Source organism: Streptomyces sp. NPDC086023 (genome assembly GCF_044540325.1).
In the GTDB taxonomy this organism is placed as follows: Bacteria; Actinomycetota; Actinomycetes; order Streptomycetales; family Streptomycetaceae; genus Streptomyces.
The window spans coordinates 102,506-128,013 of sequence record NZ_JBITRX010000005.1 but is presented as its reverse complement, the minus strand read 5'-3'; the positions used below and the strand labels follow the sequence as shown (position 1 = coordinate 128,013).

Below are 25,508 nucleotides of genomic sequence, written 5' to 3'. Positions count from 1 at the left end.
AACCCGCTTGTCAACTGCCCGTGCTCCGGTACGCCCGCAGCCCCGCCCGCCACGCGAACGCCGCCGGCACGAACGCCGCCAGCGCCACCAGCGGACTGACGAACGCCGCCCAGTCCGGCAGCCCCAGCGGATCCGGCCGCCCCAGCAGGTACAGCGCCGGCACCCAGTTCACGAAGGCCAGCGGCACCACGTACGTCACCCCCCGCACGACCTCCCGCGCGAACACCGTCGGCGGGTACTGGAGCATCGTCGTCCCCCCGTACGTGAAGGAGTTCTGCACCTCCGCCGCGTCCCCGGCGACGAACTGGAACGCCGCCCCCAGCACGAACACCGCCGCGAAGATCCCCCCGCCGGCCAGCAGCATCACCGGCACCAGCACCACCCGCGCCGGCGTCCAGTCCACCCCCGCCGCCGCCAGCCCCCACACCAGCACCACCGCGCCCTGCGAGATCCGCCCCACCCGGCGCAGCGCGAACCGGTCCGCGGCGACCTGCGCGAACACCGGCACCGGCCGCACCAGCATGGTGTCCAGCGCCCCCGTCCTGATCAGCGCACCCACCCGGTCGGAATTGCCCAGCACCAGGTCGGCCAGCCCCAGGGACACCGTCGTCGCCCCGTACAGCAGCGCGATCTCCGGCAGCGAGAAGCCGCCCAGTCCGTCCACGTGCCGGAACATGATGTAGATCGCCACGAAGTCCAGCCCGCTCGTGAGGAAGCTTGCGACCACCGCGAGCAGGAACGACGCCCGGTACGCGAGCGTCGACCGCACCCACATCCCGACGATCAGCCCGTACCCCCGCACCGCCTCAACCACCCTGGACCACCACCTTCCGGGTCGCCGCGGACTGCACCAGCCGCCCAACCCCCAGCAGCACCACCGCCCACACCACCTGGAAGCCCAGCGCCCGCCCCGCGGCACCCGCCCCCGCGTGCGTCCCCAGCAGCACGTCCAGCGGCACCTGCAGCATCGCCGACCACGGCAGCAGCCGCACCGACTCCCCGAAGGCGCCCGGGAACACGGTCAGCGGCAGCAGCATCCCCGAGCAGAACATCGACACCAGCAGCGCCACCATGTTCACCCCCGCCCCGTCGAGCAGCCAGAACGTCACCAGCCCGACGATGAACCGCAACGCGAAACCCACCACCATCCCCAGCCACACCGACACCAGGAACAGCAGCCAGCGCACCGGATCGGACGGCAGCGCCAGCTCGAAGACCAGCGCCCCCGCGAGCAGCGGCACCACCCCCCGCCCCAGCAACTGGAAGGCCGCCCGCCCCAGATCGGCCGCCAGCCACCACAGCTGGAGATCCGCCGGCCGGTACAGGTCCACCGCGATGTCACCCGTGCGGATGCGCTCCTGCAGCTCCTCCTGGAACCCCCCGCCGATCAGCGCCCCCGCCGCCAGCAGCGACTGGCTCACCCAGACGAAGGTCAGCGCCTGCGCCTGGTCGTAGCCGCCGAGCCCGGGCCGCTCCTCCCACAGCGCCGCGTACGTGTACGCCAGGATGAACCCGAACACGGTGTTCGTGAACACCCCCGCCGCCGTGGCCGTCCCGTACGTCGCGTACCGCCGGAAGCCCCCGGCCGCCACCGCCGCGTACAGCCGCACCTGCGACCACACCCCGCTCACTCCCTTCCGCGGTCCGCATCGTTATCCGGACGTGCGCGGGCGGCGGGCAACCCCGCGAACAGGAAACCCGTCTGAACCCGTGCCCGAAACCGGTGCCGGAAAGCAGTGCCTGAAGCCAGGCCCTGAAAACGGCGCCTGAAACCGTGTCAGCCAAAGCGAGCGAGCTTAGTGCGGCGGAGGGACCCGCGCGACCGAATATCGGCCGACCGGCTCGCGACGTAGTTCCATGGGTACAGATCCACAGAAATCGCCCACCAGGGCGACAGAACACCCGGCCGAGGAGTCCCAGGAGACATGAGCAACGAGTCACCTCGGAGGGGCTGGACCCCCCGGGATCCGGACGCGCCGACCGGCCCCACCCCCGGCCGGCAGGCCGCCGGGCACAACGGCAGACCGGGCCCCGCCCGCCCCCCGCGCACCGGCCGGCGCCGCCTCCTCCCCACCTGGCGCATGCTCCTCGGCGGCCTGACCCTGATCGTCCTGCTCATCGGCGGCGCCCTCGTCGCCGGCTACCTCCTCGTCGACATCCCGCCCGCCAACAAGGCCGCCACCGCCCAGAGCAACGTCTACCTCTACGCCGACGGCACCCAGCTCGCCCGCGACGGCGAGGTCAACCGCATGAACGTCCCCCTCGCCCAGGTGCCCGGGAACGTCCAGGAAGCCGTACTCGCCGCCGAGGACCGCGACTTCTACAGCGAACGCGCCGTCGACCCCAAGGCCATGGTCCGCGCCGCCTGGAACACCCTGACCGGCAAGGGCAAGCAGTCCGGCTCCACCATCACCCAGCAGTACGTGAAGAACTACTACCTCGGCCAGGAACAGACCGTCGAACGCAAGGTCAAGGAGTTCTTCATCGCGATCAAGCTGGGCCGCGAGGAGACCAAGGAATCCATCCTGGAGGGCTACCTCAACACCAGCTACTTCGGCCGCAACGCCTACGGCATCCAGGCCGCCGCCCAGGCCTACTACGGCAAGGACATCAGCCGCATCACCACCGCCGAGGGCGCCTACCTCGCCACCCTCCTCAACTCCCCCAGCGCCTTCGACGTCGTCGCCCACCCCCAGCAGCGCGGCCGCGCCGTCGCCCGCTGGAACTACGTACTCGACGGCATGGTCAAGAAGAAGTGGCTCGACCCCGCGGAACGCGCCGCCACCACCTTCCCCGAACCCGGCAAGGTCCGGGCCCCCTCCGGCATGTCGGGACAGCGCGGCTACCTCGTCGAAACCGTCCGCGACCACCTCCTCGCCAACAAGGTCATCGACGAGAGCGACCTCGCCGCCGGCGGCTACCGCATCACGACCACCATCGACAAACGGCGCCAGACCGCCTTCGTCGAAGCCGTCCGCGACCAGCTCATGAGCCGGCTCGACCCCGACCGCCCCAAGGACCGCGTCGTCCGCGCCGGCGGCGCCTCCATCGACCCCGCCACCGGCAAGGTCGTCGCCCTCTACGGCGGCATCGACTACACCAAGCAGTACGTCAACAACGCCACCCGCCGTGACTACACCCCCGGCTCCACCTTCAAGCCCCTCGTCTTCACCGCCGCCCTCCAGAACGAATCCACCACCCAGGACGGCCGGCGCATCACCCCCAACACCCTCTACAACGGCGACAACCAGCGCCCCGTCCAGGGCTCCGCCATCGCCTACGCCCCCGAGAACGAGGACCAGCGCTCCTACGGGGACATCACGGTGCGCGAGGCCACCAACGACTCCGTCAACACCGTCTACGCACAGCTGGCCGTCGACGTCGGCCCCACCAAGGTCAAGCGGACCGCCGTCGCCATGGGGATGCCCGAGGACGTACCCGCCTTCGACGCCGTACCCGCCATGGCCCTCGGCACCCTCCAGGCCAGCGTCCTCGACATGACCCAGGTCTACGCCACCCTCGCCGACCACGGCCGCCACACCCCCTGGACCATCGTCGAGAAGATCACCAAGGACGGCGACTCCGTCCCCCTCCCCCGCCGCACCCCCCGCCAGGCCGTCACCCGCGAGGCCGCCGACACCACCACCTCCATGCTGCAGAGCGTCGTCGAGAGCGGCACCGGAACCGCCGCCCTCGCCGCAGGACGCCCCGCCGCCGGCAAGACCGGCACCGCCGAGGAGGACAGGGCCGCCTGGTTCGCCGCGTACACCCCCGACCTCGCCACCGTCGTCGCCGTCATGGGCCAGGACCCCGACGCCGGCACCCTCCAGTCCCTGTACGGAGCCCTCGGCGAAGCCCGCATCAACGGCGGCGGCTACCCCGCCCGTATCTGGGCCGCCTATACCGCGGCCGCCCTCGAAGGCACCGACCCCGTCGACTTCGACCTGGAACTCCAGCCCGGCGCCGCGTACGTACCGCCCGCCGAGCCCACCCGCACCCGCGGCCCCGACCGCGAGCGCCCCGGCCGCAACCAGGGCCAGACCGAAGGCCGGAACCAAGGCCAGACCGAAGGCCGGAACCAGGGGCGCACCCAGGGCGGGGACAACGGAGGCGACACGGGCGGGGGCGACGACGGCGGCCGCACCCAGGGCGCCACCACCGGCACCACGGGCGGCACCACCACGGGAACGACCGGCGGCACCACCACCGGCACCGACGGAGGCGGCACCACGGGCGGCACCGGCGGCACCGACAGCGGCGGAACTAGTGACCCGAGGTCGCCTTCAGACCCACCACAGCCACCAGCAGCAGACAGATGAAGAAGATCCGGGCGGCGGTCACCGGCTCACCCAGCACCACCATGCCGAGCACCGCCGCACCGGCCGCGCCGATGCCCACCCACACGCCGTACGCGGTACCGATGGGCAGCGACTTCGCCGCGTAGGACAGCAGCACCATGCTCGCCACGATGCCGGCACCGGTGAACACGCTCGGCCACAGCCGCGTGAACCCCTCCGTGTACTTCATGCCGACCGACCAGCCGACCTCCAGCAGACCGGCGACGAGAAGAAGAACCCAGGCCATGACGGCACCTCCGGGACGAGAGCGGAACGGGGTGCGTCGTCTTGTCGTACCCGGTACGGCGCGTCTCGTCGGGGTTCCCGACCACCGTAGCAAAGCACGAAGAAGGGGCCGGTGACCCAGGTCACCGGCCCCTCTCCGGAAAACTCTCTACAGGTACAGGCCGGTGGAGTCCTCCGACCCCTCCAGCCGCTCCGCGGCCACCGCGTGCAGGTCCCGCTCGCGCATCAGCACGTACGCCACGCCCCGCACCTCCACCTCGGCGCGGTCCTCGGGGTCGTACAGCACCCGGTCGCCGGGCTCCACGGTCCGTACGTTCTGACCGACCGCGACCACCTCGGCCCAGGCCAGCCGCTTGCCCACCGCAGCCGTCGCCGGGATGAGGATGCCGCCGCCGGAGCGGCGCTCGCCCTCCGGCGAGTCGGACCGGACCAGCACGCGGTCGTGCAGCATCCGGATGGGCAGCTTGTCGTGGTGGGTGGGGTTCTCGCTCACGTACCGAACCTACCTGCCCGCGCCCGTCCCGCGCCCCTCAGGGTCACCCGCGCCTGCGGCGCGCGGAGACGGTGAGCAGGCCGACCAGGCCCACCGCGAGCATGGCCACCGGCACGACGCGCTCCAGGCGCGGGGCACCGTCGTCGTGGCGCAGGCCGGCCTTGAGGTCGATGACCACCCGGTTCACGGCGGCGAAGGCACGGCCCGCGGTCTCGTCGACCGTCGAGGCCACCCGGGCCTTGGCGTCCCCGATGATCGTCTGCGGGTGCATGCGCACGCCGATCTCGTCGAGCGTCTCCGCGAGCTGCTCGCGCCTGCGGATGATGTCCGCCTCGATCTGGGCGGGGGTCCTTACATCCGACACCGCGCTGCCTCCGTGATGGTCGTGGGTGGGCGTAGTCCGACGTGGACAGTCTGTCAGCTTACGCTCGTGCCGTACGGATCCCCTCCCGAGGAGACTTGAGGACTTGGCTTCTCCCCCGACTGGGGCGAGGGGGGATTCCACGGCTCACGCCGTGAGGGTTTCTGCTTCGTCGCCGGCTGCCCGCCCGGAGTTCTCCGTTGAGGTCTTACGCCGACTCCACAGGCTGTCACCTTCGCCAGGTCGCGCTGTGCCTTGGCGAGGCGGGCACGGTCGCGGCGCTCGTGCCGGGGTTGGCGATCTTCTCACCGGTGGAAGTTCGTGAACGCAGTCTGTAAATGCCGAAGCGTCTGCTGAAGCGGCACGGACGACACATCGCAGAGGTAGGCCAGCTCTTCGGTGCGCTTCCACGCAGTCAGCATCGCCGATGTGGCGTTGTAGTTGACCCGCTCGTGCCGCGCCCACGCCTCCGTACGAGCCGCGAGCGCCAGGTTGTGGACCTTCCGCACACACCCGAACGTGCGCGACAGCTCGGCCGCCTGCACATCGGTTGGACAGAAGCGGTACTTGAACGCCCGCTTCACGCACGTCCTGGCCACGTCTCACAAACTGACGAGGCTGCGACTTAGCATCAAATCTTCAGGTCAGAGCACTGCGATCCATGATTGCGACGAATCACAGACCCCTGCACCGCCCTGCGGGGCCCTATTCCTCCCTCGACTGCCGCCGAGGGTTTCGACGAAAGGACTCAGATGAGCGAGCGACTCCAGCCCGGCGACACGGCTCCCGCCTTCACCCTGCCCGACGCGGACGGCAACGAGGTCTCGCTGGCCGACCACAAGGGCCGCAAGGTGATCGTGTACTTCTACCCGGCCGCCCTGACCCCCGGCTGCACCAAGCAGGCCTGCGACTTCACCGACAACCTGGACGTCCTGGCGGGCGCCGGCTACGACGTGATCGGCGTCTCCCCGGACAAGCCGGAGAAGCTGGCCAAGTTCCGCGAGAAGGAGCACCTGAAGGTCACCCTGGTCGGCGACCCGGAGAAGGAGGTCCTGGCGGCGTACGGGGCGTACGGCGAGAAGAAGCTGTACGGCAAGACGGTGACCGGCGTGATCCGCTCGACGGTGGTCGTGGACGAGGAGGGCAAGGTCGAGCGCGCCCTCTACAACGTCAAGGCCACCGGCCACGTAGCCAAGATCATCAAGGACCTGGGCATCTGACTCCCACTTCCCTGAAGGGCCCGCACGGTACATGACCGGCGCGGGCCCTTCCGCATACCGCGCCACTGGAGTCCGGCATCGAGGAGCGCTGCGCCGAGTGCGGCATCGAAGCCGTCCGGCTCGGCGAGCCGCTCGCCCTCGGGGTCGACCACGTCGACGGCGACTGGCGCGACAACACGCCGGGGAACCTCCGGCTGCCGCGCCCCAATTGCCATGCGCAGACGGACACCTGGTGCGGGCGCGGCCGACTCAAGTCGGTCGCCCACGAGAGCCGGCTGACCGTAGACTAACGGCAGTCAGCCCGACTCGATGTCCGATTTGGGCGACATAACGCGGTTGTGGTGGAATTGGCATTCACGCCTGGTTTAGGTCCAGGTGGGGTAAAACCCATGGGGGTTCGAGTCCCCCCAACCGCACACGGCGAACGGGCCCGCACGCACGGCGTACGGGCCCTTCGGCGTTCCCGGGGCCCGTCAGCCCAGCAGTTCCTTGATGACCGGGACCAGGGCGCGGAAGGCCTGGCCGCGGTGGGAGATCGCGTTCTTCTCCGACGGGGTCAGTTCGGCGCAGGTGCGGGTGTCGCCATGCGGCTGGAGGACCGGGTCGTAGCCGAAGCCGCCGGTACCGGTGGGGGTGTGGCGGAGGGTGCCGGTGAGGCGGCCCTCGACGACGCGTTCGGTGCCGTCGGGGAGGGCGAGGGCGGCGGCGCACCTGAAGTGCGCGCCGCGGTGGGCGTCGTCGATGTCGGAGAGCTGGGCGAGGAGCAGGTCGAGGTTGGCCCGGTCGTCGCCGTGCCGGCCGGCCCAGCGTGCGGAGAAGATGCCGGGGGCGCCGTTGAGTACGTCGACGCAGAGGCCGGAGTCGTCGGCGACGGCCGGGAGGCCGGTGGCCTGGGCCAGGGCGTGGGCCTTGAGCAGGGCGTTCTCCGCGAAGGTGACGCCGGTCTCCTTGACGTCCGGGATCTCGGGGTAGGCGTCGGCGCCGACGAGCTCGTGGGGCAGGCCGGCGTCCGCGAGGATGGCGCGCAGTTCGGTGATCTTGCCGGCGTTGCGGGTGGCGAGGATGAGGCGGGTCATGGCGTCGATTATCCGGGCGAGCAGACCTTGGTGATCTCGGAGGCGGCGTCGACGACGGGGGTGACGTCGGGGGTGGGGTTGCCCTGTTCGATGGCGGTGCGGACGTTCTTGACGCCTTCGGTGAGGGAGTCGATGGCCTTGCCGAGGTCGGCGTTGTCGGTCTTGTCGCCGATGGACTTGAGGTTCTGGTCGATCTCGTTGAGGGCGTTCTGGGCGTCCTGGGGGCTGTTGCCCGCCTGGGAGACGGCCTGCTGGAGGTCGTTGACGGCGTCGGTGATGGCGACGGCGGTCTGGGCGCAGTCCATGGCGGTGCTGATGGCGCTGCAGGCGGTGAGGGCGGGGGCCGCTATGAGGGCGGCGATCGCGAGCGCGGCGGTGCGGCGGTACGTGGTCATGCGGGTCCCCCCGGTTGTCGGATCCTGTGCGGACGGGCGCACAGTGCCGAAGCTTCGGTCTGTGCGCCCGTATCCGTCAAGACGCGGCGGCCCGGCGGGTTGGTTGCGCGGGTGGCCGGGCGGTGGGGGTGGCGGGGCCGGTCAGAGACCGAGGGCCTGGCGCTGGATGGCTTCGAGGTCGGCGCAGCCGCCGGCGGCGAGGTCGAGGAGGGCGTTGAGTTCCTTGCGGTCGAAGGGTTCGCCTTCGGCGGTGCCCTGGACCTCGACGAAGCGGCCGTCGCCGGTGCAGACGACGTTCATGTCGGTTTCGGCGCGGACGTCTTCCTCGTAGCAGAGGTCGAGGAGGGGGACTCCGTCGACGATGCCGACGCTGACGGCGGCGACGGTGCCGGTGAGGGGCTTGCGGCCGGCCTTGACGAGCTTCTTCTGCTGGCCCCAGGAGACGGCGTCGGCGAGGGCGACGTAGGCGCCGGTGATGGCGGCGGTGCGGGTGCCGCCGTCGGCCTGGAGTACGTCGCAGTCGAGGACGATGGTGTTCTCGCCGAGGGCCTTGTAGTCGATGACGGCGCGGAGGGAGCGGCCGATGAGGCGGCTGATCTCGTGGGTGCGGCCGCCGATCTTGCCTCGGACGGATTCGCGGTCGCCGCGGGTGTTGGTGGAGCGGGGGAGCATCGAGTATTCGGAGGTGACCCAGCCTTCGCCGCTGCCCTTGCGCCAGCGGGGGACGCCTTCGGTGAAGGAGGCGGTGCAGAAGACCTTGGTGTCGCCGAAGGAGATGAGGACGGAGCCCTCGGCGTGCTTGCTCCATCCGCGTTCGATGGTGACCGGGCGGAGCTGTTCGGGCGTGCGGCCGTCGATGCGAGACATGGGACGAGCCTAGCCGTTGCGCACGTGGGCCCCGGCCGGGGTTTGCCGGTCGGGGCCTGCGTGTGGGGTGTGGGGTGAGCCGGTGGGCTCAGCTCACATCATGTCTTCGATGTCGGCGGCGATGGGGTCGGCGTCGGTGCCGATGACGACCTGGATCGCGGTGCCCATCTTGACGACGCCGTGGGCGCCGGCGGCCTTGAGCGCGGCCTCGTCGACCTTGCTGGGGTCGACGACTTCGGTGCGGAGGCGGGTGATGCAGCCTTCGACCTCTTCGATGTTGTCGATACCGCCGAGCCCGGCGACGATCTTCTCAGCCTTGGTGGCCATGTGTCTTTCCCCTGTCTTCAAGGAACGAGTCTCGGCGGCAGATTGCCGGTCGCGGGTGGCCCGCTTTGTCACGGTAACCCACGGTTGGACCATCTTCACGAGGCGTTGGTCCCGACTGTGCCGAATGATGACGATCAGCAGCGGTGCGCCTTCCGGGGCGGCCGCGCGGACCGTATCTACGACTGGTCTACACCAGTGTGCGGCAACCGCCAAACCTGGTGGTGGCAGGGAGGACGCCGATGAGCGCCAGCAGCGCGGCCGCGGAGCCGGAGCCGAGGTGGTGGAACGGTCTGTTCCAGGGCCTGCAGAAGATGGGCCGCAGCCTCCAGCTGCCGATCGCCGTGCTGCCGGCCGCGGGCATCCTCAACCGCCTCGGGCAGCCGGACGTGTTCGGCAAGGACGGCTTGAACTGGGTGGACGTCGCGAAGGTCATGGCGGCCGCGGGCGGCGCCCTGCTCAACGCCGACCTCGGGCTGCCGCTCCTCTTCTGCATCGGCGTCGCGATCGGCATGGCCAAGAAGGCGGACGGCTCGACCGCACTGGCGGCCGTGGCGGGCTTCCTGGTCTACCGGGGCGTGCTGCGGGTGTTCCCCGAGCCGTGCCCGACGGGCACGACGGACGTCGGGGGCGGCTGCCTGGGTGCGGACGACACGTTCGCGGAGTACACGTTCCAGAACCCGGGGGTCTTCGGCGGCATCATCATGGGCCTGCTGTCGGCGTGGTTCTGGCAGCGGTACCACCGGGTGAAGCTGGTCGACTGGCTCGGCTTCTTCAACGGCCGCCGGCTGGTGCCGATCATCATGTCGTTCGTCGCGATCGGGTTCGCGGTGATCTGCCTGGGCGTCTGGCCGCCGGTGGGTGACGCGCTGGAGAGCTTCTCCGACTGGCTCGTGGACCTGGGCGCGTGGGGTTCCGGCATCTTCGGCATCGCGAACCGGGCGCTGCTGGTGATCGGCCTGCACCAGTTCCTGAACGTGCCGGTGTGGTTCCAGTTCGGCAGCTACACGACGCCCGAGGGGCAGACGGTCCACGGCGACATCGCGATGTTCCTGAACGGCGACCCGAATGCGGGTCTGTTCATGACGGGCTTCTTCCCGATCATGATGTTCGCGCTCCCGGCGGCCGCCCTGGCGATCACGCACTGCGCGAAGCCGCAGCGCCGCAAGGAGGTGGGCGGCCTGATGCTGTCGGTGGCGCTGACCTCGTTCGTCACGGGCATCACGGAGCCGCTGGAGTACTCGTTCCTCTTCGTGGCGCCGGCCCTGTACGTGGTGCACGCGCTGCTCACGGGCGTGTCGATGGCGGTGACGTGGGGGCTGGGCGTGCACGACGGCTTCAGCTTCTCGGCCGGCCTGATCGACTACGTCATCAACTGGGGGCTGGCCACCAAGCCGTGGCTGATCATCCCGATCGGCCTGGGCTTCGCGGCCCTCTACTACGCGATCTTCCGCTTCGCGATCACGAAGTTCGACCTCAAGACGCCGGGCCGGGAGTCGGACGAGGAGATCGAGGAGATGCAGAAGGACGTCACGAAGGCGTAGTCGCACGGGCCCTTCGGCCCGCCCCTCGCAGGCCCTCGGATCACCGGTCCGGGGGCCTTCGCCATGTGGTGTAGACCACAGTTTATCGAAGGTTCCTTATCTATCCCTCACCGTGCTACAACTGGTCTACACCACCCATTGGTGTAGACCACGCGAGCGGGTTTCCGCGCTCACGTGCCCCCATTTCCGAGACGTCGCCGTCCCCCCGTGGCTCTTTCCCCAGGCGGCGCCTTGCCTTCTGGAGGAAGTTGATGAGTACGGCAACTGCTGCCGCGCCCGCGAAGAAGCGCGGTGCCGGCCTGTTCCAGGGCCTGCAGAAGGTCGGTCGCAGCCTTCAGCTGCCCATCGCGGTCCTCCCGGCCGCGGGCATCCTGCTCCGCCTCGGCCAGCCCGACGTATTCGGCGCGGACGGCCTCGGCTGGACCAAGGTCGCCGCCGTCTTCGCCACCGCGGGTGACGCCGTCTTCGCCAACCTGCCGCTGCTGTTCTGCATCGGTGTGGCGATCGGCTTCGCGAAGAAGTCCGACGGTTCCACCGCGCTCGCGGCGCTGGTCGGATTCCTGGTCTACAAGAACGTCCTCACCGCGTTCCCGGTCACCGAGGCGGTCGTGAACACGACCGCGAACAAGGGTGTGGACGTCGCCGCGACGTACAACAACCCGGGCGTCCTCGGCGGCATCATCATGGGTCTGCTCGCCGCGGTCCTGTGGCAGCGCTTCCACCGCACCAAGCTCGTGGACTGGCTCGGCTTCTTCAACGGCCGCCGTCTCGTCCCGATCATCATGGCGTTCGTCGGCGTGATCGTCGGTGTCTTCTTCGGTCTGGTCTGGGAGCCGATCGGTGAGGTCATCTCGAACTTCGGCGAGTGGATGACCGGCCTCGGCGCCGTCGGCGGCGGCCTGTTCGGCCTGATCAACCGCGGTCTGATCCCGATCGGCATGCACCAGTTCGTCAACACCGTGGCCTGGTTCCAGATCGGCGACTTCACCAACGCCGCCGGCGACGTCATCCACGGCGACCTGAACCGCTTCTTCGCCGGTGACTCCAGCGCCGGCCTGTTCATGACGGGCTTCTACCCGATCATGATGTTCGGCCTCCCCGCCGCCGCCATCGCCATCGCGCACTCCGCCCGGCCCGAGCGCCGCAAGGCCGTGATGGGCATGATGGTCTCGCTCGCCCTGACCTCGTTCGTCACCGGTGTGACCGAGCCGATCGAGTTCTCGTTCATGTTCATCGCGCCGCTGCTGTACGCGATCCACGCGGTGCTTACCGCCCTGTCGATGGCGATCACCTGGGCCCTGGGCATCCACGGCGGCTTCACCTTCTCCGCCGGCCTCATCGACCTCGGCCTGAGCTGGAGCAAGTCCACCAACCCGTGGATGCTCATCCCGGTCGGCCTCGCGTTCGGCGCGATCTACTACGTGGTCTTCCGCTTCGCGATCACCAAGTTCAACCTCCCCACCCCGGGCCGCGAGTCCGACGAGGAGCTCGCCGAGATGGAGAAGGCCGAGGCCAAGTAGGGCCCAGCCGCTCCGGCGCCTCCCCGAACGGGACCGAAGCCCCCGTCCTTCCCAGCGGAAGGACGGGGGCTTCGTCGTGTCGGGGCCGACCGGGTGAGCCGGCGGGCGGCCGGGGCGGCCCGCCGGTCGGTCAGATTTCGTAGACCGCGCCTGCGTGGGCCAGTTCCGTGGGGCCCGAGTAGGCCGCTCGGGCGTCGGCGAGGTTGACCTGGGCGTCCGTCCACGGGGGGATGTGGGTGAGGACCAGGCGGCCGGCGCCGGCGCGCTGGGCGTACTCCCCGGCCTCGCGGCCGTTGAGGTGCAGGTCGGGGATGTCCTCCTTGCCGTGGGTGAAGGAGGCCTCGCACAGGAAGAGGTCGGTGCCCTCGGCGAGCGCGTCGAGCGCACTGCTGACGCCGGTGTCGCCCGAGTAGGTGAGGGAGCGGCCGCCGTGCTCCACCCGGATGCCGTACGCCTCGACGGGGTGCGCCACCCGCTCGGTGCGGACCTGGAACGGCCCGATCTCGAAGCTGCCGGACTTGAGGGTCCGGAAGTCGAAGACCTCGCTCATCGACCGCTCGTGCGGCACGTCCTCGTACGCCGTGGTCAGCCGCTGCTCGGTGCCCTCGGGCCCGTAGACCGGGATGGTGCCGCAGCGGCCGCCCTCGTGGCGGTAGTAGCGGGCCACGAAGTACGCGCACATGTCGATGCAGTGGTCGGCGTGCAGGTGGCTGAGGAAGATCGCGTCGAGGTCGTAGAGACCGATGTGACGCTGCAGCTCGCCCAGGGCGCCGTTGCCCATGTCGAGGAGCAGCCGGAAGCCGTCGGCCTCGACGAGGTAGCTCGAGCAGGCCGATTCCGCTGACGGGAACGAGCCGGAGCAGCCGACGACGGTGAGCTTCATGGAGCAGGAACCTCCGTGGACGGTCCGTGGACGTGGGACGGCGGGGGCGACGGGGGCCGTGCGTCCGTCAAAGGTACGGCGCCGACCGGCCGGCCGCTCCTCTGCGGCAGGCCTGTGTGGGCGAACTCACCTGCGCTGTCACCCGGGTGAGCGACCCTCCGCACACCCGGCCAGCGATCTCGCCGCGACGGGCGGCGGGGGCGCGGTTACCGTCGGGGCATGGACACGTCCTGGTGGCCGGCGCTGGCCGCCGCGGTGGCGCTGGCCGTGGCGGTGGTGGTGATGGGGCGCCGTCCGGCGCGGCCCCCGGCGCGTCCCGGGACGGGCCGGCCGCCGGGCGGGCCGCACGGGCCGGGGCCGCGCAGGCGGCCGGAGCCCGGGGAGATCTGGTGGGCCATGGTGCCGTTCGAGGACGGGCCGGGCGAGAAGGACCGGCCGTGCCTGGTACTGGCGGTGCGGGGGCAGGTGGCCCGGGTCGCCAAGATCACCAGCAGGTACCACGACGAGCGGCCCGGAGTGATCGCGCTGCCGCCAGGGGTGGTGGGCGACGCGCACGGGCGGCCGAGCTTCCTGGAGACGGACGAGCTGCGGGAGGTGGCGGTGTGGGACTTCCGCCGCCGGGTCGGGGTGGTGGACCCGGTCCTGTGGGACCAGGTCCGCCACCTCGCCAAGTGATGCGGTGCCGGGGCCCCAGGCCCGGGACCGCCTCAGGCCCGGGGCCGCCTCAGGCCCGGGACCGCCTCAGGCCCAGAGCTGTCCCTGGAGCGTCTCGATGGCCTCTTCGGTGGTGGCCGCCGTGTAGACGCCCGTCGACAGGTACTTCCAGCCGCCGTCGGCGACGACGAAGACGATGTCTGCGGACTCCCCCGCCTTGACGGCCTTCCGGCCGACGCCGATGGCGGCGTGCAGGGCGGCGCCGGTGGAGACGCCGGCGAAGATGCCCTCCTGCTGGAGGAGTTCCCGCGTGCGGGTGACGGCGTCGGCCGAGCCCACCGAGAAGCGGGTGGTGAGCACGGAGGCGTCGTACAGCTCGGGGACGAAGCCCTCGTCGAGGTTGCGCAGGCCGTAGACCAGGTCGTCGTAGCGCGGCTCGGCGGCGACGATCCTGACGTCCGGCTTGTGCTCGCGCAGGTAGCGGCCGGCGCCCATCAGGGTGCCGGTGGTGCCGAGGCCGGCCACGAAGTGGGTGATGGACGGCAGGTCGGCGAGGATCTCCGGGCCCGTGGTGGCGTAGTGCGCGCCGGCGTTGTCCGGGTTGCCGTACTGGTAGAGCATCACCCAGTCGGGGTGCTCGGCGGCGAGTTCCTTGGCGACCCGGACGGCCGTGTTGGAGCCGCCCGCGGCCGGGCTGGAGATGATCTCGGCTCCCCACATGGCCAGCAGGTCCCGGCGCTCCTGGCTGGTGTTCTCCGGCATGACGCAGACGATGCGGTAGCCCTTGAGCCTGGCCGCCATGGCGAGCGAGATGCCGGTGTTGCCCGAGGTGGGCTCCAGGATGGTGCAGCCGGGGTACAGGCGGCCGGACTTCTCGGCCTGCTCGACCATGTGGAGCGCGGGGCGGTCCTTGATCGAGCCGGTCGGGTTGCGGTCCTCCAGCTTGGCCCAGATGCGGACGTCCTCGGAGGGGGACAGCCGGGGCAGCCGGACCAGCGGGGTGTTGCCGACGGCCGCCAGCGGGGAGTCGTATCGCATCGGGCGTGCCGCTTACTTCGAGCCGCCGGCCACGGCCGGGAGGATCGTGACGTTGTCGCCGTCGGCGACCTTGGTGGAGATGCCGTCGAGGAAGCGGACGTCCTCGTCGTTGAGGTAGACGTTCACGAAGCGGCGGAGCTGGCCGCCGTCGACGATGCGCTCCTCGATGCCCTTGTGGCGGGTCTCAAGGTCCGCGAAGAGCTCGGCGAGGGTGGTTCCGCTGCCCTCGACGGCTTTCTGGCCGTCGGTGTAGGTGCGGAGGATGGTCGGGATGCGGACCTCGATGGCCATGGCAAGGCTCCAGGGATCGGTGTGACGGGCGGCGTCGGTGGGCGGCGGCGGGCGCCGGATGTGCGCGCGGCCACGGGCCCCCCGCGCGGGGGGACGTGCGGCTCCGGGGTCCCGGACGCGGGGTCCGGGCGGGGTTCAGGCGGGACAGATCGCGCTGGCAAGGCGGCACAGGTCGACGTGCAGCCGCGCCACGAGCAGGGTCCTGCTGGGCGTCTCGATGCTCACGTCGTGGGAAACCATGCGGTCATGTTAACGATTCCCGGTCTGACGTTTGGAGTGTGATCCCGCATCGTGGACGCCGACCGCTCACGATGTGGTCAATAGGCGGCCACGACCTGCACTTCTTCCTCGGTGATCTCGCCCTCGACGATGCGGTACGAGCGGAACTGGAACTCCCCGCCGTCGGTGTCCGCGGTCGAGACCAGCACGTAGTGGGCGCCCGGCTCGTTCGCGTAGGTGACGTCGGTGCGGGACGGGTAGGCCTCGGTCGCCGTGTGCGAGTGGTAGATGATCACGGGCTCCTCGTCCCGGTCGTCCATCTCCCGGTACAGCTTGAGCAGGTCCGTGGAGTCGAACTCGTAGAACGTGGGCGAGCGTGCGGCGTTGAGCATCGGGATGAAGCGCTCGGGGCGTCCGGTGCCGGCCGGCCCCGCCACCACTCCGCACGCCTCGTCGGGGTGGTCCGCGCGGGCGTGCGCGACGATCTGGTCGTACAGGGCCTGGGTGAGGGTCAGCATGAGCGACAGGATAAGCAGACGGGCCCTTCCGTACCGACGGATGGTACGGAAGGGCCCGGATGCTGGACACGAGGCCGGTTCCAGGGCCCGTGGAGGGCCCGGGACCGGTCGGCTCAGCGCTTGGCGAAGGCCGCGTTCTCGGGGTTGCGGCTCTTGAGGAACTGGTACGAGACGAACAGCACCAGGCCCCACAGCGGCGCGCAGTAGAGCGAGACGCGCGCGTCCTTGTCGACGCCCATCATCACGATGACCATGCCGATGAAGAGCAGGGCGAACCAGCTGGTGTACGGGGCTCCGGGCGCCCGGAAGGGCGACGTGGGCAGCTCGCCGCGGTCGGCCCTGGCGCGGTAGCGGATCTGGCAGACCAGGATCATGATCCAGGCCCACATGCCGGAGATGGTGGCGAAGGAGACGACGTAGTCGAAGGCCTTGCCGGGGGCGACGTAGTTGATCCAGACGCCGACGAGCATCAGGGCGGCGGAGAAGGTGGTGCCGACCAGCGGGGTGCCGTTCTTCGTGAGCCGGGTGAAGAACTTCGGGCCCTGGCCGTTGAGAGCGAGGTCGCGCAGCATGCGGCCGGTGGAGTACATGCCCGAGTTGCAGGAGGAGAGGGCGGCGGTGAGCACGACGAAGTTGACGATCGCGGCGCCGATGCCGAGGCCCATCTTCTCGAAGGCGGCGACGAAGGGGCTCACGCCGGGCTGGAAGTGGGTCCACGGGACGACCGAGAGGATCATGATCAGCGCGCCGACGTAGAAGACGGCGATCCGCCACGGCACGGTGTTGATGGCCTTGGGGAGGGTCTTCTCGGGGTCCTTGGACTCGCCGGCGGTGACGCCGACCAGCTCGACGGCGAGGAAGGCGAACATCACGATCTGGAGGGTCATCAGCGTGCCGCCGAGGCCCTTGGGGAAGAAGCCGCCGTCGTTCCAGAGGTTGGAGACCGAGGCGGTGGCGGCGGCGTCGGAGAAGCCGATCGTCAGGATGCCGGCGCAGATCAGGATCATGCCGACGATGGCGGTGACCTTGACCATGGAGAACCAGAACTCCAGCTCGCCGAAGAGCTTCACGGAGATGAGGTTCGCTCCGTACAGGATCACCGTGAAGATGAGCGCGTAGGCCCACTGCGGGAAGCTGTCGTGCGTCCAGAAGGCCATGTACTGGGCGGCCGCGGTGACTTCGGTGATGCCGGTGACCACCCAGAAGAGCCAGTACGTCCAGCCGGTGACGAAGCCCGCGAAGGGGCTGACGAACTCGCGGGCGTACTCCGAGAAGGAGCCCGACACGGGGCGGTACATGAGCAGTTCGCCCAGCGCCCTCATGATGAAGAAGATGACCAGGCCCGCGATCGCGTACGCCAGGATCAGGCTGGGGCCGGCCTTGGAGATGGCCTTGCCCGCGCCCAGGAAGAGACCGGTGCCGATGGCGCCGCCGATCGCGATCATCTGGATCTGACGGGCCCCGAGCGCGCGGTGGTATCCCTCGCCGGATGCCGAACCCTCGGCCTCATTGCCGTCGTGCTGCTTTTCGACCTGCGCTGAGGTCATGGTGGTGCGCCTTTCTCCATTGCCGACCCGCGCTCACTGAGGAGTGGCTGCGGATCGGGTCCTCGATCCCCCCGGATACGGATGGAGTGCACGCCGACGGTCAGTCGGCCCAAAGCGCCGCCAGGAGCAGGGGTGGTGCCCGCGGCGGTCGTGAAGATTTATCACGGTTGAAACGATGATCCGCGGTACGAAATGGGACACAGGTCACAGGGAATTCGGTACACAGGCGCACAAAAAGATCAGATCACCGCATCGCGGTGATCTGATCGTTATCCGGATTTGAGGGTCCTCTGAGCGAACACCTCAGGGGATGCTCAAACCGGGGCCCTCAGGACATCACGCCGCCAGCGTGTCGACGAGCGTCTCCTGGAGTCCGCCGAGCCACAGGTAGGCCATCACCATCGGCTTGCGCACGTCCTCGTCGGGCAGCCGGTAGAGCTCCTCGACCTGCTCGTCCTCGGCGATCTCCAGCCGGGCGGCGATGGTGAGGCGCAGGTCGTTGAGGGCGCCCAGCCAGCGCAGCGGCTGCTCGCCGGTCAGTTCGAGCACCGCGCCGCCGTCCCCGGCGGGGGTGAGCGTGTCGAGGCTGCGTACGACGGCCAGCGCGTCCTCGCGCTTGCGGGTCCGCAGGTCGTTCTCGGTGAAGCGGCGGAACTCCGCGGACCGGGACCGCAGTTGCTCCGGGTCCTCGCCGTCCGCAGGGCCCTCGGGGCCGCCGTAGGCGTCGGGGAACAGGCGGGCCAGCGCGGGGTCGGAGGGGGGCTCGCTCGGGCCCTCGGCGAAGAGGGCGGCGAGCGGGTCGGCGTCCTCGGCGGGCTCGTCGCCGGGTCCGATGAGCTCCAGCAGCTGCACGGCCAGGGAGCGGAGGATGGAGATCTCGATCTCGTCGAGCGCGACGGCCGCGCCGCCGCCCTTGAGGGGCACGAAGGTGCCCGGACGCGCGGCCATCAGCCGCGGTCCTGCGAGAGGGTCGCCCACAGGCCGTAGCCGTGCATGGCCTGCACGTCGCGCTCCATTTCCTCGCGGGTCCCGCTGGAGACCACCGCCCGACCCTTGTGGTGGACGTCCAGCATCAGCTTGTGCGCCTTGTCCTTCGAGTAGCCGAAGTAGGCCTGGAAGACGTAGGTCACGTAGCTCATGAGGTTGACCGGGTCGTTGTGCACCAGGGTGACCCAGGGGACGTCCGGTTCGGGGACCGCGCGGGTCTCCTCGGCAGATTCGGTGCGTTCGATCTCAATGGGAGCAACACTCACTCGTCCCATGCTGCCACCTCGTCCGGACCGCCGCCGAGCGGGGGCCGCCCGGTTGACGGCACAACGGCACGCGGGACATCTCGTCAGTTTGACGAGATGTGGAGTAGCATCCCTGACATGAACCCTGCGGACCTGGGCCTGCCGGTGGACGTGCCGTCGACAGCGCTCTTCACGGACCATTACGAGCTCACGATGCTGCAGGCCGCGCTGGCCAACGGCACGGCCGACCGCCGCTCGGTCTTCGAGGTCTTCACCCGACGCCTGCCCGAGGGGCGCCGCTACGGAGTCGTGGCGGGCACCGGGCGGGTGCTGGACGCGGTGGAGAACTTCCGCTTCGACGGCGCCGTGCTGGAGTTCCTGCGCGAGCGCGCCATCGTGGACATGCGCACCCTGGACTGGCTCTCGTCGTACCGCTTCTCGGGTGACATCTGGGGCTACCCGGAGGGCGAGGTGTACTTCCCCGGCTCGCCGATCCTGCGCGTCGAGGGCAGCTTCGCCGAGTGCGTGCTGCTGGAGACCGTGATCCTGTCGATCCTCAACCACGACTCGGCCATCGCGGCCGCCGCCTCCCGGATGTCCTCGGCCGCCGGGGACCGGCCGCTGATCGAGATGGGTGCCCGGCGCACGCACGAGCTGGCCGCCGTGGCCTCCTCGCGCGCCGCGTACGTCGGCGGCTTCACCTCCACCTCGGACCTGGCGGCCGGCTTCCGGTACGGCATCCCGACCGTCGGCACCAGCGCCCACGCCTTCACCCTGCTGCACGACACCGAGCGCGACGCGTTCACCGCACAGGTGGCCTCCCTGGGCCGCGGAACCACCCTCCTGGTGGACACGTACGACGTGGCCGAGGCCGTCCGCACCGCCGTGGACGTGGCCGGCACCGACCTGGGCGCGGTCCGCATCGACTCCGGCGACCTGCTGCTGGTGGCCCACCGGGTGCGGCAGCAGCTCGACGAGCTGGGCGCGGTCAACACGAAGATCGTGGTCACCTCGGACCTGGACGAGTACGCCATCGCCTCCCTGGCGGCGGCCCCCGTCGACGCGTACGGCGTGGGCACCCAGCTGGTCACCGGCAGCGGGCACCCGACCTGCTCGATGGTCTACAAGCTGGTGGCCAGGGCGACCTCGGCCGACCCGAAGGCCCCGCTCCAGCCGGTGGCCAAGAAGTCGAGCGGCGGCAAGCTCTCCATCGGCGGCCGCAAGTGGGCGGCCCGGCGGCTGGACGAGCAGGGCGTGGCCGAGGCCGAGGTGGTGGGCACCGGCCCGGTGCCCGCTGCCCTCTCCGGCCGGCAGCTGCTGGTCGAGCTGGTCAAGGGCGGCGAGGTGACCGGTCGCGAGCCGCTGGAGGCCGCCCGGACCCGGCACCGGGCCGCGTGCAGCGGGCTGCCGATGTCCGCGCTGCAGCTCTCGCGGGGCGAAGCGGTCATCCCGACCGAATACGCCTGACCGCGCGGGCGCACGGCCGCGGCGCCCGCCCCGGACCTCCGGGCCGCCCGGGTTTCCCCCACCCACCGGCTGGGGGAAAGGCCTCCAGGGGAGCCGCCACCGACCACATCCGTCACTTCTCACTAAGGACCGCGCCATGCACAGGGCACTGATCGTCGTAGACGTCCAGAACGACTTCTGCGAGGGCGGCAGTCTCGCGGTCTCCGGCGGCGCGGACGTCGCCGCCGCCATCACCGAGCTGATCGGCCAGGCCACCCCGGGCTACCGGCACGTCGTGGCCACCCGGGACCACCACGTGGACCCCGGCTCCCACTTCGCCCGCCCGCCGGCCGAGCCGGACTACGAGCGCTCCTGGCCGGTGCACTGCGTGGCCGGTACGGAGGGCGTGGGCTTCCACCCCAACTTCGCCCCCGCCGTCGCCTCCGGTGCCATCGCCGCGGTCTTCGACAAGGGGGCGTACGAGGCGGCGTACAGCGGCTTCCAGGGCGCCGACGAGAACGGCGCGGGCCTGGCGGACTGGCTGCGCGCCCGTGAGGTGACCGAGGTGGACGTGGTCGGCATCGCCACCGACCACTGCGTGAAGGCCACGGCCCTGGACGCGGCCCGGGCGGGCTTCACCACCCGGGTGCTGCTGGACCTGACCGCCGGAGTGGCCCCCCACACCACCGCCACCGCGCTGGAGGAGCTGCGGGAGGCGGGCGTGAAGCTCTCCGGGCAGCCGGTGGTCCGGTAGTCCGGCCCGCGCTGCCGCCGTCGGCCAGCCGCGCCGCCGGCCCCGCCGGGTGCGGGACCGGCAACGGGGGGCTCAGCTCGCCGGAGTGCCTCGCAGGAGGGCCCGTATGGGGTGCCAGAGCTCCTGGGGCTGCCCCCAGGTCCCGGCGGCCCGGGCGGGGCACGGCGGGTCCTCAGGGGCGCCCCGCCACAGCAGGCCGTCCGGGTGGTGCAGCACCGCGGTCACCTCGTCGGGTGTGGGCGGCTCCGCGTTCCCGCGCAGGTACACCGCCCGCATCCCGTGGTTCCGCAGCCTGGTCAGGGCGCGGGCCCGGTTCGCGGCGTGCACCAGCACCCGCACCTTGCCGTCCGCTCCGGACGGCCCGCCCGATGGTCTGGGCAGCGTGAGCGCGACCACCACGCTGCCGCCGGGCAACTTGACGAAACCTCCGCCTGGCATCCCTTTCATCTCCCCCGTCGAGATGGACTCCGTTGATCAAGGTGTCAATAAGCACCCCGCACCAGGCATCTAAACGCGATCGGCCGCCGCCCGCTAGAGGGCGACGGCCGATGCTGCTTTGACCTGCGGTTTTACCGGGCCTTAGGAGGCCGGGGCCACCTGGACCGTGATCGTGTTGCCGCTCAGCGGCTGGTCCACGATCGAGATCTTGGTGTTGGTGTCAGCGGTCTTGACGCTGCCCGTCGGGTTCGACGCGTACCAGTAGGTGCCGGTCCGGTCGTTGAAGACCGAGATGCCCTTGTGGGCGCCGATGACCGTCGCGACGTCCGCCTTGTGCAGGGTGAACGCCTTCGAGTCGTACTTCGAGAACGGCGCGTCGAACGGCTGGATCTTGTTGCGCATGACCGAGCCGTCCTTCCACTTCATCGGCTTGGCGTGCGAGTCGATCGGAAGGATCAGACCGGCGCCCGGGTGGACGCTGGTGTTGTTGTCCTTCTGCGAGGTGTCCCACAGCCACATCAGCAGACCGGTCTGGTAGCTGTAGTGCTCGACCCAGCTCGGGCGGGTGGTGGCGAAGCCGAAGTTGTACGGGCCGACCTTGAGGGTCTTGTCGTACGAGACGTACTGGCGGTTCTCGGCGAAGTAGTACTGCGCGTACCACTTCGAGAAGGACTCGCCGATGGCGGAGAAGCCCTTGGCGGTCCAGCCGTTCAGGCCGTTCTCGGCACCGTCGGAGAACAGGGTCGCGCCGTCGGCGACGACCTTGACCGAGTCGGCGGTGAAGCCCTTGCCGCCCGCGCCGCCGTCCGTCTGGTAGCGGAAGCGGACGTCGATCTTCTTGCCGGCGTAGGCGTCCAGGGAGAACTTGAGGTTCTTCCAGCCGCCGGAGACGTCGGTCAGGGCCGGCTTGTTGGCCGCGTCGCGCGGGATGGCGACACCGCCCGCCGTGCCGTCGAGGGCGGTCCAGTTGGTGCCGCCGTCGGTGGACACCTCGGTGTAGAGGTAGTCGTAGTCCTTCTCGATGTCCCACCAGCCCTTGAGGGTCAGCTCGGCCTTGGCCTTGCCGGTGAGGTCCACCTTGCGGGACAGGGTGTTCTTGAGGTCGTCACCCATGTTGCTCCACCACTGCTTCGAGCCCGCGGCGGGCTTGACGACGGTGGTGGTGACCTTCTTCTTGGGCAGCGTGACCTTGAGGGCCTGCTTGTCCTTGGTGTTGTACTCCGCGACGCCCAGCTTGTGGGTGGACTTCGTCGCGGCCTTGGCCACGTCGTAGTTCAGCCAGCCGAGCTGGTACTTGTCCCAGGCGGTCATGTCGCCGGGCATGTCGCCTATGGAGTCCTTGCCCATGCCGAGCCAGGAGCCGGCGGACATCAGGGACCAGAAGCCGACCGAGTTCTCGCCGCCACCGGAGGTGTCGTAGAGGTCCGGGAGGCCGAGGTCGTGGCCGTACTCGTGGGCGAAGACGCCGAGGCCGCCGTTCTCGGGCTGCATCGTGTAGTCGCCGACCCAGATGCCGGTCTTGCCGATCTGGGTGCCGCCGGCCTTGTTGCCCGACGGGCCGGTGGAGCCGGCGTCGGTGCCGTAGGCGTACCAGCGGTGGGCCCACAGGGCGTTCTCGCCCTGGACGCCGCCGCCGGCCGACTCGTCCTCGCCCGCGTGGACGATCTGGAAGTGGTCGATGTAGCCGTCGGGCTCGTTGAACTCGCCGTCGCCGTCGTGGTCGTAACGGTCGTAGACGTCGTACTTCTGAAGCGTGGTCTTGATCTCGGCGTCGGTCTTGCCGGCGGCCTTCTGCTTCTTGTAGTACGCGGTGACGCCGTCGCGGACGGTGTCCCAGACGTTGGCGCAGTTGGACTGGCCGCAGTAGTTCGAGCCGTAACGGGCCTCGTTGTACGGGACCTTGACCCAGTCGGTGACCGTGCCGGAGACCGAGTAGCGGCCCGAGGAGGTCTTCTCGTAGTACGTCTTCAGGGAGTGCTTGCCCGACGAGGCCGGGGCGAAGTACAGGTCCTGGAAGTACTGACGGTTGAAGTCGGAGCGCCACGCGGTGCTGTTGTCCTGCGTGCGGTCCGGCTTCGCGATCTTGTTGTGCAGCGGACCGGGGTCGCCGCCGTACTTCTTGACGGGCTCCAGCGGGCCGTCGCCGTCCGGGTCGAACATGGTCGTGTTGTCGACCTTGTCGCCGAACTCGACCAGGATGGTGAAGATCTTGTCCGTGCGCTCGCGGTTCAGCTCGACGTACTTGCGGTCGTCGAGCTTGACGACCTTGGAGCCGCCGCGGCGGGTCTCGACCGGCTTCTCACCGGACGCGACGGCCTCCAGGGCGGCCTTGCGGGCCTGCTCCTGCTGCTTGCTGAACGGACCGTCGTACTGGTGGTCGGACTTCAGCGCCTTCGCCGACGGGTCCTTCTGGTCCGCGACCTTCTCGGCGGCGGCAGCGGTGGTCCACTGGTCGTCGGCCTGGGCCATGGTGTAGACGGACATCGTCGCCGCGCAGGCGGCCATGGTCACGGTGACCGCGGCAGCGCGAATGACTCGTCGCTTGGACGAGGTGTTCCTGCTCACTTGATGTTGTTCCCCTCCCGCGGCCGCAGGCACGGAGCGAAAGTGAGGGGTCGGTCCGGCGCAGCACGCGTCTCAAGTGACGACATTTGACCGGAGTAACGCGAGAAAAGACAGACCTTGACTTGCTCTGGTCAAGTGCACTATGCGGGACGGCCGTTCCGCATTTCGGACGTTCCCCATAGGTCCGAATCATTCCGTTTCGCAGGGCGCGCCCACTTGGCCGACGGCGTGCGGAATGACCCCGTGCGCCCCCCATGCTCCGGCACCGTGGGTTAGGTCACGCTTACCGGGCGTTCCCTCCGGGCATCCACCGTCGTAGAGTCACTTGACGGTGCCCAGTTGAGCAGACTCCCCCTCCGATGCCTTGAGGACGGATACCGCCATGCCGCGTCCTACTGCCGCACAGCTCGCCTACGGGTCCGCCACCGTCATCGCCTCGACCATCGCCATGCTGCTGCTGTCGCAGACCAGCACGGGGTTCGGGGTCGCCGTCATCTCGGCCGCCGCGCTGCTGCTGGGGCTCCTGGTCGCCGTCACGGTCCCCGCGCCGAAGAGGGCGGCGCGCGGGGCTCGGAAGAGCTCCGCGGCCGCCCTCTCCGAGGACGCCGGGTCCGGCGCGGGAGCCAGGGTGCCGGAGCCGCGTACGGCGGAGCAGCTGCCCGCCGAAGCGCCCGTACACCACTAGCCGTTGTGCGTGCCGCCGATACGGACCGGGTCCGGGGGGCCGTCCCGGTCCGGGGCGTGGTCTAGGTCGTGGTGACCACCACGGTCTTGGCGACCTTGTCGTGCAGGGCCTGCCGGTAGGGCTTGTCCGTGAGCATCGTGATGATCAGTACGAGCGGCCAGAGGCACGCACAGCAGAGCAGGGTGGGGATCCAGAGCACGGCCGCGCGGGACAGCGCCGCGTTGCTGCCGGGAACGCTGCCGTCGTTGAGCATCGCCACGCGCAGGTTCAGCAGGCGCTTGCCGAGGGTCTGCCCGTTCTTCTTCGTCATGTACCAGTCGTAGAGGACGTACGCCGCGATCTCGATGATCAGCCACACCAGGCCGGTGCCCCGGTACGCCTTGGTGATGATCTCGGTGGCGTCCTCACCTTCGTCCGTCTTCACCACCCAGCGGTCGGTGTTGAAGGGGATCTGCAGGAGCGCGAGGGGGATGGCGATGAGGAGCAGGTCGATGACGCGGGCCGCGAGCCGCCGGCCGAAGTCGGCCAGCGGGGGCATGCCGGCCAGCGGGTCCGGGGGGCCGTAGCCCCCGCCGCCGTACGGGCCGCCGGGACCGCCCGGGCCCCCGCCGCCGTACGGGCCGCCGCCCCCACCGCCGTAGGGGTCACCGCTTCCGCCGTACGGGGGTGGCGGCGGAGGCGGGTACTCACCCCCGCCCCCGGCGCCGCCCGACGAACCGCCCGGAGGGGGCGGGGGCGTGCCGTACGGGTCGCCGCCCGAGGGCGGCTGCGGCTTCTTGAGGAACGGATCGTCCTCCGGCGGCTGGCCGGGCGGCGGCTGGTCGGTACTCATGGCCCGAGCAGAACCCGGGGCGT

At 70.1% G+C, this 25,508-nt stretch carries 28 protein-coding genes, 1 tRNA gene, 1 pseudogene and 1 riboswitch; of the genes and pseudogenes, 9 read left to right on the top strand and 21 right to left on the bottom strand.

Annotated features, from left to right (window positions below):
- Positions 1 to 10: 10 nt before the first annotated feature.
- Positions 11 to 862 (bottom strand): ABC transporter permease, encoded by an 852-nt coding sequence (locus ACIF6F_RS12200; protein ID WP_399944869.1) that lies wholly within the window; start codon positions 860 to 862, stop codon positions 11 to 13.
- Positions 807 to 1,610, bottom strand: coding sequence for an ABC transporter permease (locus ACIF6F_RS12195; RefSeq protein WP_399945549.1), 804 nt, complete (start codon positions 1,608 to 1,610; stop codon positions 807 to 809). Before ACIF6F_RS12195 ends, ACIF6F_RS12200 begins: the two co-directional genes overlap by 56 nt.
- Positions 1,611 to 1,925: 315 nt before the next feature.
- On the opposite strand from ACIF6F_RS12195, the gene ACIF6F_RS12190 reads away from it, so the two are divergent.
- A complete protein-coding gene (locus tag ACIF6F_RS12190; RefSeq protein ID WP_399944866.1) occupies positions 1,926 to 4,319 on the top strand; it encodes a transglycosylase domain-containing protein in 2,394 nt (797 codons plus the stop codon).
- Here the strand turns inward: ACIF6F_RS12190 and ACIF6F_RS12185 are convergent.
- From ACIF6F_RS12185 to ACIF6F_RS12170, 4 genes and pseudogenes are all read right to left on the bottom strand, one after another.
- A complete protein-coding gene (locus ACIF6F_RS12185) occupies positions 4,264 to 4,584 on the bottom strand; it encodes a DMT family transporter (protein WP_399944864.1) in 321 nt (106 codons plus the stop codon). The genes ACIF6F_RS12190 and ACIF6F_RS12185 overlap by 56 nt on opposite strands.
- A gap of 30 nt (positions 4,585 to 4,614) precedes the next feature.
- A riboswitch (guanidine-III (ykkC-III) riboswitch) is annotated at positions 4,615 to 4,678 on the bottom strand.
- A gap of 53 nt (positions 4,679 to 4,731) precedes the next feature.
- Positions 4,732 to 5,076: a GroES family chaperonin gene (locus tag ACIF6F_RS12180; protein ID WP_399944862.1), complete on the bottom strand. Its 345-nt coding sequence runs from the start codon at positions 5,074 to 5,076 to the stop codon at positions 4,732 to 4,734.
- Positions 5,077 to 5,119: 43 nt separating this feature from the next.
- Entirely contained in the window at positions 5,120 to 5,440 is a 321-nt protein-coding gene (locus tag ACIF6F_RS12175) for a DUF3618 domain-containing protein (RefSeq protein WP_399944859.1), read from the bottom strand.
- A gap of 311 nt (positions 5,441 to 5,751) precedes the next feature.
- A pseudogene (locus ACIF6F_RS12170) lies at positions 5,752 to 6,036 on the bottom strand (helix-turn-helix domain-containing protein); the annotation flags it as partial.
- Positions 6,037 to 6,189: 153 nt separating this feature from the next.
- Here ACIF6F_RS12170 and bcp point away from each other — a divergent pair.
- Positions 6,190 to 6,657 carry a thioredoxin-dependent thiol peroxidase gene (bcp, locus tag ACIF6F_RS12165; RefSeq protein ID WP_399944857.1) on the top strand — a complete coding sequence of 156 codons (468 nt, stop codon included), beginning with the start codon at positions 6,190 to 6,192 and terminating at the stop codon, positions 6,655 to 6,657.
- A 332-nt stretch (positions 6,658 to 6,989) separates the two neighbouring features.
- Positions 6,990 to 7,073, top strand: a tRNA-Leu gene (locus tag ACIF6F_RS12160).
- A gap of 57 nt (positions 7,074 to 7,130) precedes the next feature.
- On the opposite strand, the gene rdgB is transcribed toward ACIF6F_RS12160, so the two are convergent.
- The 4 genes from rdgB to ACIF6F_RS12140 all read right to left on the bottom strand — a co-directional run bounded on the left by rdgB (position 7,131) and on the right by ACIF6F_RS12140 (position 9,415).
- On the bottom strand, positions 7,131 to 7,733 hold the full coding sequence (gene rdgB / locus ACIF6F_RS12155; protein WP_399944854.1) for an RdgB/HAM1 family non-canonical purine NTP pyrophosphatase: 603 nt from the start codon (positions 7,731 to 7,733) through the stop codon (positions 7,131 to 7,133).
- A gap of 8 nt (positions 7,734 to 7,741) precedes the next feature.
- Positions 7,742 to 8,128, bottom strand: a complete 387-nt coding sequence (locus ACIF6F_RS12150) for a hypothetical protein (RefSeq protein ID WP_399944852.1) — start codon at positions 8,126 to 8,128, stop codon at positions 7,742 to 7,744.
- A 141-nt stretch (positions 8,129 to 8,269) separates the two neighbouring features.
- Positions 8,270 to 8,995, bottom strand: a complete 726-nt coding sequence (gene rph, locus ACIF6F_RS12145; protein WP_399944850.1) for a ribonuclease PH — start codon at positions 8,993 to 8,995, stop codon at positions 8,270 to 8,272.
- A gap of 93 nt (positions 8,996 to 9,088) precedes the next feature.
- Entirely contained in the window at positions 9,089 to 9,415 is a 327-nt protein-coding gene (locus ACIF6F_RS12140; protein ID WP_399945546.1) for a glucose PTS transporter subunit EIIB, read from the bottom strand.
- A gap of 146 nt (positions 9,416 to 9,561) precedes the next feature.
- Here ACIF6F_RS12140 and ACIF6F_RS12135 point away from each other — a divergent pair, with 146 nt between their 5' ends.
- Positions 9,562 to 10,863 carry a PTS transporter subunit EIIC gene (locus ACIF6F_RS12135; RefSeq protein ID WP_399944847.1) on the top strand — a complete coding sequence of 434 codons (1,302 nt, stop codon included), beginning with the start codon at positions 9,562 to 9,564 and terminating at the stop codon, positions 10,861 to 10,863.
- A gap of 251 nt (positions 10,864 to 11,114) precedes the next feature.
- Positions 11,115 to 12,383, top strand: a complete 1,269-nt coding sequence (locus ACIF6F_RS12130) for a PTS transporter subunit EIIC (RefSeq protein WP_399944844.1) — start codon at positions 11,115 to 11,117, stop codon at positions 12,381 to 12,383.
- A 130-nt stretch (positions 12,384 to 12,513) separates the two neighbouring features.
- Here ACIF6F_RS12130 and ACIF6F_RS12125 read toward each other — a convergent pair whose 3' ends face one another.
- Positions 12,514 to 13,266 (bottom strand): MBL fold metallo-hydrolase, encoded by a 753-nt coding sequence (locus ACIF6F_RS12125; RefSeq protein ID WP_399944842.1) that lies wholly within the window; start codon positions 13,264 to 13,266, stop codon positions 12,514 to 12,516.
- Between the two features lie 219 nt (positions 13,267 to 13,485).
- On the opposite strand from ACIF6F_RS12125, the gene ACIF6F_RS12120 reads away from it, so the two are divergent.
- Positions 13,486 to 13,941: a type II toxin-antitoxin system PemK/MazF family toxin gene (locus ACIF6F_RS12120; protein ID WP_399944839.1), complete on the top strand. Its 456-nt coding sequence runs from the start codon at positions 13,486 to 13,488 to the stop codon at positions 13,939 to 13,941.
- A 66-nt stretch (positions 13,942 to 14,007) separates the two neighbouring features.
- Here ACIF6F_RS12120 and ACIF6F_RS12115 read toward each other — a convergent pair whose 3' ends face one another.
- The 7 genes from ACIF6F_RS12115 to clpS form a co-directional block, all read right to left on the bottom strand.
- Positions 14,008 to 14,958 (bottom strand): PLP-dependent cysteine synthase family protein, encoded by a 951-nt coding sequence (locus ACIF6F_RS12115; RefSeq protein ID WP_399944837.1) that lies wholly within the window; start codon positions 14,956 to 14,958, stop codon positions 14,008 to 14,010.
- A 12-nt stretch (positions 14,959 to 14,970) separates the two neighbouring features.
- Positions 14,971 to 15,249 carry a MoaD/ThiS family protein gene (locus tag ACIF6F_RS12110; RefSeq protein WP_399944836.1) on the bottom strand — a complete coding sequence of 93 codons (279 nt, stop codon included), beginning with the start codon at positions 15,247 to 15,249 and terminating at the stop codon, positions 14,971 to 14,973.
- A gap of 135 nt (positions 15,250 to 15,384) precedes the next feature.
- Positions 15,385 to 15,489: a putative leader peptide gene (locus ACIF6F_RS12105; RefSeq protein ID WP_399944834.1), complete on the bottom strand. Its 105-nt coding sequence runs from the start codon at positions 15,487 to 15,489 to the stop codon at positions 15,385 to 15,387.
- Between the two features lie 77 nt (positions 15,490 to 15,566).
- Positions 15,567 to 15,986 carry a Mov34/MPN/PAD-1 family protein gene (locus ACIF6F_RS12100; RefSeq protein ID WP_399944831.1) on the bottom strand — a complete coding sequence of 140 codons (420 nt, stop codon included), beginning with the start codon at positions 15,984 to 15,986 and terminating at the stop codon, positions 15,567 to 15,569.
- A 113-nt stretch (positions 15,987 to 16,099) separates the two neighbouring features.
- Positions 16,100 to 17,533: an amino acid permease gene (locus tag ACIF6F_RS12095; RefSeq protein WP_399944828.1), complete on the bottom strand. Its 1,434-nt coding sequence runs from the start codon at positions 17,531 to 17,533 to the stop codon at positions 16,100 to 16,102.
- A gap of 336 nt (positions 17,534 to 17,869) precedes the next feature.
- The gene (locus ACIF6F_RS12090) at positions 17,870 to 18,481 is read right to left on the bottom strand and encodes a DUF2017 domain-containing protein (protein WP_399944827.1); all 612 of its coding nucleotides are present in this window, start codon (positions 18,479 to 18,481) and stop codon (positions 17,870 to 17,872) included.
- On the bottom strand, positions 18,481 to 18,795 hold the full coding sequence (gene clpS / locus ACIF6F_RS12085) for an ATP-dependent Clp protease adapter ClpS (protein ID WP_399944824.1): 315 nt from the start codon (positions 18,793 to 18,795) through the stop codon (positions 18,481 to 18,483). Before clpS ends, ACIF6F_RS12090 begins: the two co-directional genes overlap by 1 nt.
- Positions 18,796 to 18,903: 108 nt before the next feature.
- On the opposite strand from clpS, the gene ACIF6F_RS12080 reads away from it, so the two are divergent.
- Positions 18,904 to 20,232 (top strand): nicotinate phosphoribosyltransferase, encoded by a 1,329-nt coding sequence (locus ACIF6F_RS12080; RefSeq protein WP_399944822.1) that lies wholly within the window; start codon positions 18,904 to 18,906, stop codon positions 20,230 to 20,232.
- Between the two features lie 136 nt (positions 20,233 to 20,368).
- Positions 20,369 to 20,965 carry a nicotinamidase gene (locus tag ACIF6F_RS12075; RefSeq protein WP_399944819.1) on the top strand — a complete coding sequence of 199 codons (597 nt, stop codon included), beginning with the start codon at positions 20,369 to 20,371 and terminating at the stop codon, positions 20,963 to 20,965.
- Between the two features lie 72 nt (positions 20,966 to 21,037).
- Here ACIF6F_RS12075 and ACIF6F_RS12070 read toward each other — a convergent pair whose 3' ends face one another.
- Both ACIF6F_RS12070 and ACIF6F_RS12065 read right to left on the bottom strand, forming a co-directional pair.
- Entirely contained in the window at positions 21,038 to 21,403 is a 366-nt protein-coding gene (locus ACIF6F_RS12070; protein ID WP_399944817.1) for a hypothetical protein, read from the bottom strand.
- 141 nt (positions 21,404 to 21,544) lie between these two features.
- Positions 21,545 to 23,908: an immune inhibitor A domain-containing protein gene (locus ACIF6F_RS12065; protein WP_399945544.1), complete on the bottom strand. Its 2,364-nt coding sequence runs from the start codon at positions 23,906 to 23,908 to the stop codon at positions 21,545 to 21,547.
- A gap of 442 nt (positions 23,909 to 24,350) precedes the next feature.
- Here ACIF6F_RS12065 and ACIF6F_RS12060 point away from each other — a divergent pair, with 442 nt between their 5' ends.
- Positions 24,351 to 24,653, top strand: coding sequence for a hypothetical protein (locus ACIF6F_RS12060; RefSeq protein WP_399944814.1), 303 nt, complete (start codon positions 24,351 to 24,353; stop codon positions 24,651 to 24,653).
- 61 nt (positions 24,654 to 24,714) lie between these two features.
- Here the strand turns inward: ACIF6F_RS12060 and ACIF6F_RS12055 are convergent, their stop codons facing one another.
- Positions 24,715 to 25,485 (bottom strand): RDD family protein, encoded by a 771-nt coding sequence (locus ACIF6F_RS12055; protein ID WP_399944811.1) that lies wholly within the window; start codon positions 25,483 to 25,485, stop codon positions 24,715 to 24,717.
- Positions 25,486 to 25,508: the final 23 nt, after the last annotated feature.